Annotated in this window: 9 protein-coding genes; 5 read left to right on the top strand and 4 right to left on the bottom strand. The window is 47.8% G+C overall.

The features are described from left to right. The first annotated feature begins 177 nt into the window (after nucleotides 1–177). Together QUA88_RS02125 and QUA88_RS02130 are read left to right on the top strand one after the other, a co-directional pair. Nucleotides 178–423 carry a DUF5340 domain-containing protein gene (locus QUA88_RS02125; RefSeq protein WP_333055069.1) on the top strand — a complete coding sequence of 82 codons (246 nt, stop codon included), beginning with the start codon at nucleotides 178–180 and terminating at the stop codon, nucleotides 421–423. A gap of 83 nt (nucleotides 424–506) precedes the next feature. Continuing rightward, the gene (locus QUA88_RS02130) at nucleotides 507–1,664 is read left to right on the top strand and encodes an alanine--glyoxylate aminotransferase family protein (RefSeq protein ID WP_333055068.1); all 1,158 of its coding nucleotides are present in this window, start codon (nucleotides 507–509) and stop codon (nucleotides 1,662–1,664) included. A gap of 55 nt (nucleotides 1,665–1,719) precedes the next feature. Here the strand turns inward: QUA88_RS02130 and QUA88_RS02135 are convergent, their stop codons facing one another. From QUA88_RS02135 to nblR, 3 genes are all read right to left on the bottom strand, one after another. Further along, on the bottom strand, nucleotides 1,720–1,935 hold the full coding sequence (locus QUA88_RS02135) for a DUF2949 domain-containing protein (protein WP_015179531.1): 216 nt from the start codon (nucleotides 1,933–1,935) through the stop codon (nucleotides 1,720–1,722). Nucleotides 1,936–2,719: 784 nt separating this feature from the next. Next, nucleotides 2,720–3,250: a DUF192 domain-containing protein gene (locus QUA88_RS02140; protein ID WP_333231918.1), complete on the bottom strand. Its 531-nt coding sequence runs from the start codon at nucleotides 3,248–3,250 to the stop codon at nucleotides 2,720–2,722. Between the two features lie 478 nt (nucleotides 3,251–3,728). Then, nucleotides 3,729–4,424, bottom strand: a complete 696-nt coding sequence (gene nblR, locus QUA88_RS02145) for a response regulator transcription factor NblR (protein ID WP_333269973.1) — start codon at nucleotides 4,422–4,424, stop codon at nucleotides 3,729–3,731. Between the two features lie 208 nt (nucleotides 4,425–4,632). On the opposite strand from nblR, the gene rbsK reads away from it, so the two are divergent. After that, nucleotides 4,633–5,553 carry a ribokinase gene (gene rbsK, locus QUA88_RS02150; RefSeq protein ID WP_333055064.1) on the top strand — a complete coding sequence of 307 codons (921 nt, stop codon included), beginning with the start codon at nucleotides 4,633–4,635 and terminating at the stop codon, nucleotides 5,551–5,553. Between the two features lie 419 nt (nucleotides 5,554–5,972). Here the strand turns inward: rbsK and QUA88_RS02155 are convergent, their stop codons facing one another. Beyond that, entirely contained in the window at nucleotides 5,973–7,250 is a 1,278-nt protein-coding gene (locus tag QUA88_RS02155; RefSeq protein WP_333055063.1) for a ribulose bisphosphate carboxylase small subunit, read from the bottom strand. A 128-nt stretch (nucleotides 7,251–7,378) separates the two neighbouring features. On the opposite strand from QUA88_RS02155, the gene QUA88_RS02160 reads away from it, so the two are divergent. Together QUA88_RS02160 and QUA88_RS02165 are read left to right on the top strand one after the other, a co-directional pair. Then, nucleotides 7,379–8,650: an aspartate aminotransferase family protein gene (locus tag QUA88_RS02160; protein WP_333055062.1), complete on the top strand. Its 1,272-nt coding sequence runs from the start codon at nucleotides 7,379–7,381 to the stop codon at nucleotides 8,648–8,650. 620 nt (nucleotides 8,651–9,270) lie between these two features. After that, nucleotides 9,271–12,927 (top strand): CHAT domain-containing tetratricopeptide repeat protein, encoded by a 3,657-nt coding sequence (locus tag QUA88_RS02165; protein ID WP_333269978.1) that lies wholly within the window; start codon nucleotides 9,271–9,273, stop codon nucleotides 12,925–12,927. Nucleotides 12,928–12,929: the final 2 nt, after the last annotated feature.

Here is a 12,929-nt window from a genome sequence, read left to right on the forward strand (position 1 = left end):
AAGCCTGTCGATCGCAAGATTTAGCGTGTCCAACGCCCCCAGCCCCGAATATTCGATCGGCAAAGCAGAGGTTATTGGACGGTTAGAAAACAAATAAAAAATCGGGCATCTAATGTTCACCGTGATGCCTCATGCAATTGCAATGGGGTATCGGTTCGCTGAGGTATGTTAGCTTTCATGGAGCCAATCCCCCTTCCTTCGTACATTCATTATGAATTGCTACTTCAATTGTTAGAGCGCAAAACGATGTTTGCTGTCAGTCCACAATCGCCGCAGCAGCAACAAGTTCACCAACTTATTATTACATTGCGTAAAGCCCTTGCCATTCAAAAGCAATTAGAACAAAGCTGCGAGCGATCGAACTTAGCGGTAGAACATCGCTGGGCTCTAAATGAAATTAACCACAAGGGAGTTAAAAGTTAAAAAACTTAGAGTATCGACGCGACGTGACGTATCGTATTTGATTTATTCTATAGAACTCCCACAGAAAAACTTAGGACAATATCATGGACAACAAATTAATGCTGATGATTCCGGGCCCGACGCCGGTGCCTGAAGCGGCATTGTTAGCGATGGCAAAACACCCGATGGGCCACCGCAGCAAGGAATTTGACGCGATTTTTGCAGAATGTACCGAAAACTTGAAATGGCTGCACCAAACTAAAAGTGACGTGCTGAGTTTAACGGTTTCTGGTACCGGCGCGATGGAAGCTGGGATAATTAATTTCTTGAGTGCGGGCGATCGAGTTTTAGTCGGATGCAACGGCAAATTTGGCGAACGTTGGGCTGAAGTCGCCGAAGCTTACGGTTTAAACGCCGAAATTATTAAAGCCGAGTGGGGCCAACCTTTAGACCCCGAAAACTTCCGCGAAAAACTAGAAGCAGATACAGAGAAGCAAATCAAAGCTGTCATCATCACCCACTCGGAAACCTCCACCGGCGTCCTCAACGACCTCGAAACCATCAACCGCCACGTTAAGGCCCACGGTGAAGCTTTAATTATGGTCGATGCTGTCACTAGCTTAGGCGCTGTCAATATTCCGATGGACGCTTGGGGCATCGATGTCATTGCTTCGGGTTCTCAGAAAGCTTACATGATTCCTCCAGGTTTGGGTTTTGTGGCCGTCAGTCCCAAAGCTTGGGAAGCTTACAAAACTGCGAAACTGCCCCGCTATTATTTGGATTTGGGCAAATATAGCAAAGACGCAGCCAAAAATACCACTCCTTTTACTCCTCCTGTCAATATGTTTTTTGCCCTGCAAGCATCGCTGCAGATGATGAAAACAGAAGGGTTGGAAAATGTTTTCGCGCGACACAAACGGTTGATGACAACTACTCGCGCTGCTGTAAAAGCTTTAGGTTTGCCGTTGTTTGCTGCTGACGATGCCGCCAGCCCTGCGATTACTTCGGTGATGCCGCCAGAATCCGTAGATGCTCAAAAAGTGCGGACTTTGATGAGAAAGAGATTTGACATTGCTCTCGCCGACGGACAAGACCATTTGAAAGGTAAAATCTTCCGAATCGGTCATTTGGGCTTTGTGTGCGATCGCGATATTCTAGCAGCAATTTCCTCTTTAGAAGTTGTGCTGAGCGAATTGGGTCATGAAGGCTACACTCCGGGGGCCGGCGTTGCCGCGGCTGCCAAATTCTTGGCTGAATCCTAATCTCAGTTGTTAAAGGATTTTAGATTTTGGATTATCTCTAAAATCTAAAATCCTTTTAATATGCTTCGGATAACCAATCAAAGATTTTATCTAACTGTTCGAGAGTGACTAAACCGTATTGCCACAGAACCATCGGCAAGGAATTCGGGTCTCTATCGCGCTGCCGCTGTTTGTTATCGCCGACACGTTCGGCGACAGCAATTGACGCGGGCGAAATTGCCAAATCTTCTTGTAAAAATCGAATCAATCGAGTGTATTTAGCGGGTGCCATGTGATTTCACCTCTAAGTATAGGACACCATTTTCTGATGTGAACCTGATGTTTGTGATGAGTAATAAGCCAGTTTTAAATTTGTCTTGTTACCGTGGATAGCTTTTAAAACGCTATTAGCGGTTGAACTGCCAAACGTAATGCTGAGTGATACTGTAAAGCTAACCTTTCCCAAAAAGTGAAAGGTTTTGCAATTTTGCTGATGTCTGCCCGATCGACTGGTAATCGCGATCGAACCTAAACTGAATACCTCGGCATCTCTGCAGCGCGAATCAGAATAAATTCTGCTACCTAAAACTACTAAACCAAGTTCAGAGTTTAACTTCATCTGCCGAAATGCAGAATCCGCAAATCTACTTCGGCAAAATTAGTTAGATATTTCGATCAAACCCAAAACTGCTACCAGAAGTTAAGTTTGCCAATTACCGCCAATTAACTTGGCTCGTAGCATATTACTTTAGATAGGTTTAGTAGATTTAGCTCGATCGCCAGAACTTCCAGAGAATTTCTTTTCGTGTTGCTACACCTTGAGGCTGAGTATCGTCTCTCAGGATTGGTAACGAGTCGCTGACTCGTCTCATACCTGCGACCAACCATCTACAGCTTCCGGAAACAAGCTCAAGTCCTGACTGACTGAGATCGACATCGTAGCAAATCTTCCGGTGTTTGTACTGAATCTTACATTAATATTCTAATAGATTTTATCAATTTTTGTAAAGTTTCTAAATTTTCTCCGGTATTCCCAAGGCAGGGGGATCTCTGGGCGATGGAAACCGGGGGATTGTTTATCGATCGAGGTTTTCGTTAAAAAACTCGATTTCAATACGATCGCCCTTTTTGACACCGAGTTCAGCAGCCCGCCCGCCCCGGAGTTCAATAACTCGATCGACAGCAGTATTGGGCCCGTAGGTAGGACAAGGATCGGCAGTACAAGGAGGTGCAGAAACTTCGATCGCCTCAACCACCCCATCCCGGACAAAAATCATATCCAGAGAAATCTTGCAATTTTTCATCCAAAAATTGACCCGTCGCGCCGGTTTAAACTCAAACAGCATTCCTCTGTCATCCGGCAAAGAAGTTCTGTACATTAAACCCATAGCCTGCTGTTCCGGTGTTTTCGCCACTTCGAGTTCGATGGGGCGATCGCCTATCCGAGCTCTAGCAGAAACAGGAAGCACTTGACCTTGCGAGGCCGCCAATGCAGACTGCCAGGCCAAAGTACCCGCAGCACCGACATCCGCCGCAGGTAAACTCGGCGAACATCCCAGCAAAAATAGAATTACCCCAATACTCAGCAAATTAGCGAAATAACTCATAATGATTTTAGATTTTAAATTGGCGATCGGTAATTGGGAATTGGGCATTGAGAATTGGCAAAATCTTCCTTCTTCCTCCTTCCGACTTCCCTCGGACTGAAATCCGTTACATCTCAGATCTTGCACCATTCTCAAGAACAGGCTTTTCGGCCTGTTCCACAAAGAATGAGTTTTCTTGTGGAACAGGCCGAAAAGCCTGTTCCTAAACAAGTAATTGAGAATGGTGCAAGATGTCAGTTACATCTGACATCTTGCAGCAATGTCAATTGGGGCTTTTGGGTGGGGTGGGGGCGGGTTTTTTAACCTGTCTGCTACTTTCCGAGGCTCAAGAGTGAACCCGCCCCTACAGCTTGTTGAGAATGGTGCAAGATTTCAGTTACATCCGTTACATCCGTTACAAAATCCGCAGCCGAACTTCCTTCTTCCTGAAATCCGTTACATCCGTTACATCCGTTACAAAATCCGTTGCCGAACTTCTTCAAGCTTCCCGCATCACATAGCCAACACCGCGCACCGTCTGAATCAAACGCTTTTCGCCCTCATCTTCAATCTTGAGCCGCAGATAGCGGATATAAACCTCAATTACATTCGACTCACCCAAAAAGTCGTAACCCCAAACATTTTCCAGAATTTGTTCCCGAGTCAGAACCTCGCGGGGATGTTCCATCAAATACTTTAGCAGCTCATATTCCTTCATCGTCAGGTCGATCGCCCGTCCATTGCGTAATGCCCGCCTAGAGGCCAAATCCAAAACTAAATCGCCAAACCTCAATTGTTCGTTGCTGGTGTTATCCGGCTGCAAATACAAGCGCACCAACTGCAAAAATTCCTCAGTGCGGTAAGGTTTAAGAAAATAATCATCCGCCCCAGCTTCCAGACAAGCTACGCGATCGTCAACTGTATCGCGACCGACCAATAGCAGCACCGGCACCCGATTGCCAATACTTCTGAGGTGAGAACACAGTGACAGCCCCGACTCAGCGCCAAGTATGCGATCGATTACAATCAAAGCTGGCTGCAATTCACGGGCTAAATGTTGGCCTGTGGCGGTATTAGAAGCCACTACCGCTTCGTAGCCGGAGGATTTTAAGTCGAGACTCAAGTGTCCGGCGAGAACTTCGTCTGTTTCAACTAGCAGGACACAGGGATTGCGATCGAGAGTAATTGCAGCCATTGAATTGACCGATGGAGACCATAACTGTTCTAGCACGTTATTTGTTATTGGTTATTTTAGTTTTGGACGCACGTCGAGGCCAGAAACCGGGTTTCTTCGTATATCTCTAGTTGAGAAAGCAAAGATTTTTCAGAGAAACCCGGTTTCTTTGGGTAAGTCCTGTGATTTGTTAGTTACAATTCCCGATGCCCTGTTTGCCCCATGCCCTATGACCATCATCGTATTCGGCAGTATCAACATCGACCTAGCAGCAAAAACTCCCCGGTTGCCGCAGCCAGGGGAAACTATCATCGGTAGCAATTTTTTCACAGCCGGCGGCGGCAAAGGAGCAAATCAAGCCGTAGCGGCCGCCCGTCTCGGCACTTCCACCCACATCATCGGCCGCGTCGGCAACGATAAATTTGCTGAAGAATTATTGACAAATTTACAATCTTATGGTTTAAGTACAGACAATGTATTAATAGACCAAAACACTCATTCAGGGGTGGCAATTATCGCCGTAGACGAGACAGGTCAAAATAATATTATTGTGATTCCGGGCGCGAATAACAATGTCGGTGAAGCAGATATAGAACGTCTCAAAAAACTGTTAACAGGAGCTACATCTTTGCTGTTACAGTTAGAAATTCCCCTGGAAATTGTCCAAAAAGCTGCGAAAGCTGCTCGTCAAGCGGGCGTGCGAGTTATTCTCGATCCAGCACCGGCTAGGGCGGATTTGCCACTGGAACTTTATCCGCTAATTGACATTATCACGCCGAATGAAGTGGAAGCGGGCCAGTTAGTCGGTTTTCGGGTGAATGACACCGAAACAGCGATTGTAGCTGCCAAACACTTGCAGGAGCGTGGGGTCAAGAATGTTATTGTCAAATTGGGCGATCGCGGGGCTGTTGCTGTTACGGCGGATGAAACCTTTTTTGTACCGGCTTTTGCTGTGGAGGCGATCGACACTGTGGCTGCTGGCGATGCTTTTAACGGCGGTTTGGCCTCTGCATTAGATGCCAGTCTTTCCTTGTCAGAGGCGGTGCGGTGGGGCGCAGCAGCGGGGGCTCTGTGCACAACTAAAGTGGGTGCTCAAGTTGCTATGTGCGATCGGGCAACTTTTGATAAATTTTTGCAGAATTTAATTTGAATTTGTCAGGTGCCGAAGGCGCACCCTACTTTAACTTGTAAAGCTAATTCGCCGCTGGTTTGCATAATCTCTGTCTGTCCTGTAGTTTAGGGCGAGATAAAGAAGATATTGCCTGTAGGGACACAACTGTCTTCATTGGTATCAACTTAACATTAAACCGATAGTCCGACAGTCCGACAGGGGTTGAAACCCCTGCCTCAAAGCTAAAGTCCTCTCAAGAGGACTGATATCAAATCCGTTAGCATCGTCCTGTATTCATCTCTCTGTTCTCTTCCTCTGCGTTCTCTGCGTACTCTGCGGTTTAATCATTCCAATCCAACCGGACATGATATGAGAATAAAAATTTTTAAACTCATTAGTCCTCATAGCGAGGACTTTAGCTATTAGACAGGGAATTCATTCCCTGGCGGACTTTAACTTTAACCATTCGGGCGCTGAATAATTGTTTCAACTACGCGCCGCTTAACTTTTGGATCGATACCAATCAGCCGCACGTATTCGCCGCCGTGTTCCGCCAAACAAGTTTCTAAAGATGCAACCACATCTTTTTCCTGTGCAGTTTTAATCGTCGCGCAACTTTGCCAAGAACCAGTTTTAAATCGGCGATTATCTGCATATTCCATGCCAATTTTGCAGCCTCTTGCTAACAACTGCTTTACTTGTTCCAATACCTCGGAACTCAGCCGCGCCCCATGACCGTTACCCGCTTCAGAACTTGGCTCAACGTAAGCCTTATAATATTTGGATGACGGGTCGTTTAATTCACTTTGCGTGGGCGCAGCAGCAGGGGCATTGGGGGTTCCTTGAACGTTGAACAGGCGCGATTGGTTGTATTCATCTACTAAGCGCATTTCCTTAATCCGCTTTTGTTGACCCACCATCAAACTACCCATTTCTAATAAATGAGCTAGGCTGAAATTCGGGTTATGGAAATCTGGCGCTGCTTCCAAAGTGTTTACCAAACGCTTGGAAACTCGCTCGATTCCTACTTTGTGAATGAATTCGCGGATTTGTTCGTCATAAATGCGCGATCGCAAAGCACTAAAAAAGTCGATCGCCTGATCGGCAAAATTATCCACTAACGCCACAATATCGGTTTTTGACAATTTGTCCGACTCAAAAATTCCCCCAACAATGCCAATTTTATCATCCCGGCTGGGTTCCCAATAAAACTTTTCCATCCGCCCGTCGCGAATCAGCGGCGCGTAAAGCGTAGAAAAATCATTTCCAGTGACAATAATCGGCACTCGGTGCAGCGGCGTACTGTCATAACTTCCCGGTAACTGCACGTTAGTTGGATTATCAGCAATATTCATCAGAGTGGCATTGACCATCTGAGTATTGACAGTATATTGAGTAGTAGTATCGAACCTGCCCGCACCAGCATCCAAATCGTTAATAAAGATAGCGCACATCTCGCCCCGCACCCTAATTTGCTCCGCAGCTTCCCGGTAGCGCAAGCGAATTAAACGCGCCGGATCTCCTGCATCCGGGCTTTCTAATTCCCCACCAGATATCATCACCGGTTCAAAGCCCATCCGCCGAAAAACCAGTTCGGTTTGAAAAGTTTTGCCTTCTCCTTTGCGGCCATGAATTCCCAAAATTAGGGGAACTCTTACCCCGGGCAAATTTAAAAAGTTCTTAGTGACGTGCACCGCAACTTTATCGAGAAAGTTAGGAGAAATGTAATAACTCATCAGTAGATTTGTAAGGGATTAATTGAGGTTACTGTTATGATTTTATGACAAAACTAACAGCCTGCACCGCTAACCTGGATTTTTACCGTACAATCGAGGTCTACATATTATGTGTTAAGGAGCGATTCGTGAGTCCAGAAACCTTATTAAAAGAACCAAGCGTGCAAGCCGAAGCCAGTCTCTTCAGTTCTGAGAGCTTCGACAGCTATGTAATGACAACTTACGGGCGTTTTGCGATCGCCCTAGAACGGGGCCTGGGCTGCCGCGTTTGGGATACCGAGGGCCGCGAATATCTCGATTTTGTGGCTGGTATTGCTACCTGCACTCTCGGACACGCCCACCCGGCAATGATTGCAGCGGTAACTCAGCAAATTCAGACCCTGCACCACGTTTCTAACCTTTATTACATCCCCGTACAGGGCGAGCTGGCGAAGTGGCTTGTAGACCATTCTTGCGCGGACAGAGCCTTCTTTTGCAACTCCGGCGCGGAAGCTAATGAAGCGGCAATTAAACTCGCCCGCAAATACGCCCACGAAAAATTAAATATCTCGAATCCGACAATCATTACCGCCGTTGCGAGTTTCCACGGGCGGACTTTGGCGACAATTACGGCCACGGGACAGCCTAAATACCAGAAGGGTTTTAGCCCCTTGGTGCCGGGATTTCACTATGTGCCCTACAACGATATTAGTGCGATCGAAAGTGCGATCGAGCAACTCGACAAAGACGAACGCCAAGTAGCTGCAATTATGTTGGAAGCGCTGCAAGGCGAAGGCGGAGTTCGCCCCGGAGATATCGCCTACTTCCAGCGAATTCGGGAAATTTGCGACGAAAAAGGCATTTTGCTGATTCTCGACGAAGTGCAAGTCGGGATGGGACGCAGTGGCAAATACTGGGGCTACGAAAACCTCGGCATTGAACCGGATATCTTTACATCTGCCAAAGGATTGGGCGGCGGTATCCCGATCGGCGCTATGCTGTGCAAATCTGCCTGCGATGTATTTGAACCGGGAAGTCACGCCAGCACTTTCGGCGGCAATCCTTTTGCTTGCGCTGTAGCTTTGTGCGTTTGCCAAACTTTGGAACGGGAAAACCTTCTAGAAAACGTGCAGCAGCGCGGGGAACAGTTGAAAGCAGGGCTCAACAAGTTGGCGGCTGAATATCCGCATTTAATTGCCGAGGTGCGGGGCTGGGGTTTGATTGTCGGGATGGAATTGCAAGCTGACATCGAACTTACATCCGCTGATATTGTCAAATCTGCCATCGCCGCAGGAGTTTTGTTGGTTCCAGCAGGGCCGAAAGTGCTGAGATTTGTCCCGCCGCTGATTGTCACTGCTGCTGAAGTCGATCGATCTCTGCTGGCCGTGGAGTCAGCCTTGCGCTCTCAAGCGGTACAGTAAAATCTACTGAGTTGATTTTTGTTAGCTGTAGCGCTGTAACTAACGATTGCCCATTGGTGTCAACTTAACCTCAAACCCATTTATAGACTGATGTTTGACTATTAAGGCCAGATCACCCTGGCGCCTGCCTTAATAAAGGGAGTAGGGGGTGGGACAGGAGTATTCTCTTTCGTCCCCCTTCTTAAGGGGGATTTAGGGGGATCTAGACTTTGCCTAAAAGCGACATTTATCAGGGGTTTCAGGCTTAATTTGATACCAATGGCGATTGCCATATCTAGACCCACTATTCCTCAGAAAGCCGGTTTCATTACCAGATTTCTCGTTATCACACCCAATAGTTTCCCAGAAATCCGCTTTCTTAGTCTAAAATCTATCAGGGTAAAATTAAACCCGCCCCGCTGCACGTCTGTCGGGGCGGGTTTGTTAAGTTTAAGACTTGTGCCGAAGCCTGTTTTTTTAAGCAAATACGTTGTGGCAATGTGTATGGTGGAAAAATCAGGTTGGTTTAATCCCCTGGGCGACTCGTACCTCCGGTTAGAGATTGAAATTTAAACCAGGAAGTGATTTAATTGCTGCACAGAAGCAGCGATCCTATCGTTAATAATTCGGCGGAATGCACGATGGATGAACAGCGTCGCAAAACTGATGTTAATATGCTCCAAGCGCTGCTGGAAAATCCTGTGGACTTAGGAATAGATTTGATTTTGAGGACTGACTCAAAATCGATCGACTTTGGGTTCGTGCAAACGCTTTATGTGGAAGAAGTGGCGCTGACGCGAGAAAGCTTGCTGAAAGCTGCAAAATTTTTCCAAAGGGCGATCGCACCCTTAGAATCTGCAAAAGGGAATTATAAATTGCCCGCAACCGGGGCAGCATATCTGGCTTTTTTAGCAGAAGTATTGCAAGCAGTGGCGCGCGGCGCTGATTCGCAGCACCTGTACTCGCTGCTGAGAAACAATTTAGACAAACTCGACCAGAATTTCGCAGAACTGCTGCGCTGCTGGGCAAATTTGGTGTTTTCTGCTGCCAAAGAATCCGAGAGAAGGCGCATTGCAGCGTTAATCGGCAATCTGAGCAACAAAATTGGGCGGTTTCCCCTCGGCAGCAAGGCTAATAACTTGGAAATCGAAATTGCAGGTTACGAAACAGTTGCTAAGGTGTTTACCCGCAAAGACTTTCCCCAAGAATGGGCGGTGATGCAAAACAATCTGGGCAACGCTTATAGCGATCGCCCCAAAGGTGATAAGGCTCAAAATATCGAACAGGCGATCGCTTGCTTTGAAAATGCCCTACAAGTACGCACGCCCGAACAGTACCCGGAACAGTGGGCGACGCTGCAAAATAATCTGGGCAACGCTTACAGCGAGCGTCTCAGGGGAGATCCGGCAGACAATCTAGAACACGCGATCGCCTGCTATCAAAACGCGCTGCAAGTTCGCACCCGCGAAACTTTTGGGGAAGAGTGGGCGAGCACTCAAAACAATCTCGGCCGTGCTTACAGTCGGCGACTGCAGGGCAACCGAGCCCAAAATCTGGAACTGGCAGTCGCTTGCTACCAAAATGCTTTGCAAGTCTACAACCGCAAGGTGTTTCCCCGGCGTTGGGCCACAACTCAAAATAATTTGGCAAATGCTTACTGCGAGTTGCTGCGGGGCAACCGAGCTGAAAATCTCGAATATGCGGTTACGTGCTATCAAAGAGCTTTGCAGGTGCGGACTCGGGAAGCTTTTCCGCAGCAGTGGGCGACGACTCAAAGGAATTTGGGCCGGGTGTTTGTCGATCGCATCAAAGGCGATCCGGTGGAAAATTTGGAAATGGCGATCGTCTGCTATCAAAATGCTTTACAAGTCTACACCCGCATCAAATTTCCCGAAGTCTGGGCTTCGATCCAAACTTACCTCGGTAGGATCTACAGTCGGCGGGTGAAAGGGGAAAAAGCCGAAAATATGGAAATGGCGATCGCCTGCTATCAAAATGCTTTGCTCTTTTGCAACCGCCAAAAAACTCCCGAACGCTGGGCCATGCTGTGTGCCTACCTCGGCCGCGCTTTCTGCGAACACGTGAAAGGGGAAAAAAATCGCAACCTCAAAAGCGCGATCGCCTGCTATCAAAATGCGGGCGAAGTCTACACCAGGCAGGCATATCCCAACCGCTGGGCAATGCTGCAAATTTATCTCGGTAGGGCTTATTCGCAACTGACGGAGGCGGAAAACTTGTCGCACATGGAAAGCGCGATCGGCTGCTATCACAGCGCCACCCAAGTCTACACTCGCGAAACCTATCCCCACCGCTGGGCTGAAATTTTATTTTATTTGGGTCAAGCTTACCGAGTTCGAGGCGACTTGCTTCGCGCTTACGGGGTTTTTACTGCTGCTGTCGATACTGTTGAATTCTTGCGCTGCGAAGTTGGGGTTGATACAGTCGATTTTGGCGATTCCCTACGGGATAGCTACGCTTCACGGACGAGTACCGCAAAAGTCAAATTAACCCGCACCTGGGCTGGACTCTATAAATGCCTGGTGCAAGTTTGCCTGGAACTAGGCGCCAGCCAACCTGAATATTACGCTAAGGCTCTGGAATACGCCGAACGCCACAAAAATCGGAATTTGGTAGAACTGCTGCTTAAATGCCACTTGACTCCGAAAGCCGAAATTCCTGCAGCGGTGCGAAGCGAGTTGGAGTCGCTGCAACTGGAAATAGCAGGGGAACAGCGGCACCAAGAAGAGGGAGAACCTGAGCCGAACACGACTTTGATTTCTGAGGGCGATAGCCAAGGTTTGAACAGCGGTTCTCTAATGCCGAACTTGGACTTCATGCACTTAAATCAATTGTGGAAGCAGTTTGATAGGTTGATTGCGCGGGAGGTGCAGGCAAACGACCCTTTCTTCAGCCTAGCTCACAAAGTTGAACCGATCGCTTTCGAGCAAATTCGCCAATTGTTGCCTGATGACAATTGCGCTGCTGTGGTGTGGGCGAGTTTGGGAGAGTTGCTGGTTGCTTTTGTGGTGGTAAAGAGTGAACAATATCCCGCCGTTCACCTGTGTTCGCCGGAAAATGCTTTGGCTGCCGAAAGTTGGGGCCAGGAGTACCTCACCGCTTATTCTGAACAAAAAGGTCGCTGGATCAATCATCTCCAGACTCGCCTCAAACGCTTGGCTACGATGCTGGAAATCGATCGAGTGGTGGCGCTGATTCCCGATAATTGCGATCGGCTGATTTTTGTGCCGCACCGATTTTTGCACGCTTTGCCACTCCACGCTTTGCCTTTGGCGGGGAGAGACGGATTTGAGGATGGTGGGGGAATTTTTAGGTCTGGGTGGAGCGATCGCAGCGGTTTTGTTGAGGTGGAAACCTACAGCCTTTCGGATTTTTCTCAAAGTTCGTCTTTTGGCGACGTTGCAGCGCCTGCTACTTATTTGCTCGATCGATTTCCCGGAGGAATTCGCTATGCTCCTAGCTGTCAGCTATTGCTGTTGAGACAAAGTGCACACGGAGCGGCTATTGGTCGGTACAGACCCCGTTTGCAGCAGCTTTTGGCCATTCCAACTTTCACCAGAGATGCGTTCTACAGCAACATTGAAATCGGCACTATTTCCCAGTATTTTGCCAGTACAGAAGTTGTGCGCCATAAGCCGGCAATTAAAGAGGCTTTTTCCCAAGAAATGTCTGCTAATAATGGGGATTTGCCCCAAAAAATAGGGCATTGGCAGCAGAAAAAATGCGCTCATTTTGCTTGTTTTAGTTTGCTTAATTTGGCTTGGCCACTGAAATCTGCAGTGTTTTTGAGGAATGATTCTCTGAGTTTGGAGGAAATTTTAAATCTGGATTTTAGACAATATTTTTTAGTTACTTTATCTGGTTGCGAAATTGCCGCTGGCGGAGTTAGCGGTGCTGGAGGAGATTTTGTGGGTTTGTCGGCGGGTTTGTTGTATGCTGGCACGTCTAGTGTGGTTAGCAGTCTTTGGAAGGTGAATGATGTTTCTACGCTGCTGCTGACGAGCAAGTTTTATGAAAATCTGGGACGGTTTTCTCGGTTGCAGGTGGGAGATGTGGCGATCGCCCTGGGGGACGCTCAAAGGTGGCTGCGGGATTTGACTAGCGAGGAATTGGAGGTGTTGTTGGCGGATTTTCAACCTCAAATTTCGCAAATGTTCGATCGGCTTTCTCAAAGTTCTCGCCTGATTGCGGAGGCTTCTTTGCAGCAAATTCGCAACCGCAAACCCTATCCTTTTGCTAATCCTTATTATTGGGCGGCTTTTACGGCGGCTGGGGTTTAGTT

The organism is Microcoleus sp. D3_18_C2, from assembly GCF_036702395.1.
GTDB lineage: Bacteria > Cyanobacteriota > Cyanobacteriia > Cyanobacteriales > Microcoleaceae > Microcoleus.

Bases quoted from the DNA above. Each gene is read 5' to 3' on its own strand.
- QUA88_RS02125 (WP_333055069.1), top strand. From the start codon at position 178: ATGGAGCCAATCCCCCTTCCTTCGTACATTCATTATGAATTGCTACTT.
- QUA88_RS02130 (WP_333055068.1), top strand. From the start codon at position 507: ATGGACAACAAATTAATGCTGATGATTCCGGGCCCGACGCCGGTGCCT.
- QUA88_RS02135 (WP_015179531.1), bottom strand. From the start codon at position 1,935: ATGGCACCCGCTAAATACACTCGATTGATTCGATTTTTACAAGAAGAT.
- QUA88_RS02140 (WP_333231918.1), bottom strand. From the start codon at position 3,250: ATGAGTTATTTCGCTAATTTGCTGAGTATTGGGGTAATTCTATTTTTG.
- nblR (WP_333269973.1), bottom strand. From the start codon at position 4,424: ATGGCTGCAATTACTCTCGATCGCAATCCCTGTGTCCTGCTAGTTGAA.
- rbsK (WP_333055064.1), top strand. From the start codon at position 4,633: ATGACCATCATCGTATTCGGCAGTATCAACATCGACCTAGCAGCAAAA.
- QUA88_RS02155 (WP_333055063.1), bottom strand. From the start codon at position 7,250: ATGAGTTATTACATTTCTCCTAACTTTCTCGATAAAGTTGCGGTGCAC.
- QUA88_RS02165 (WP_333269978.1), top strand. From the start codon at position 9,271: ATGGATGAACAGCGTCGCAAAACTGATGTTAATATGCTCCAAGCGCTG.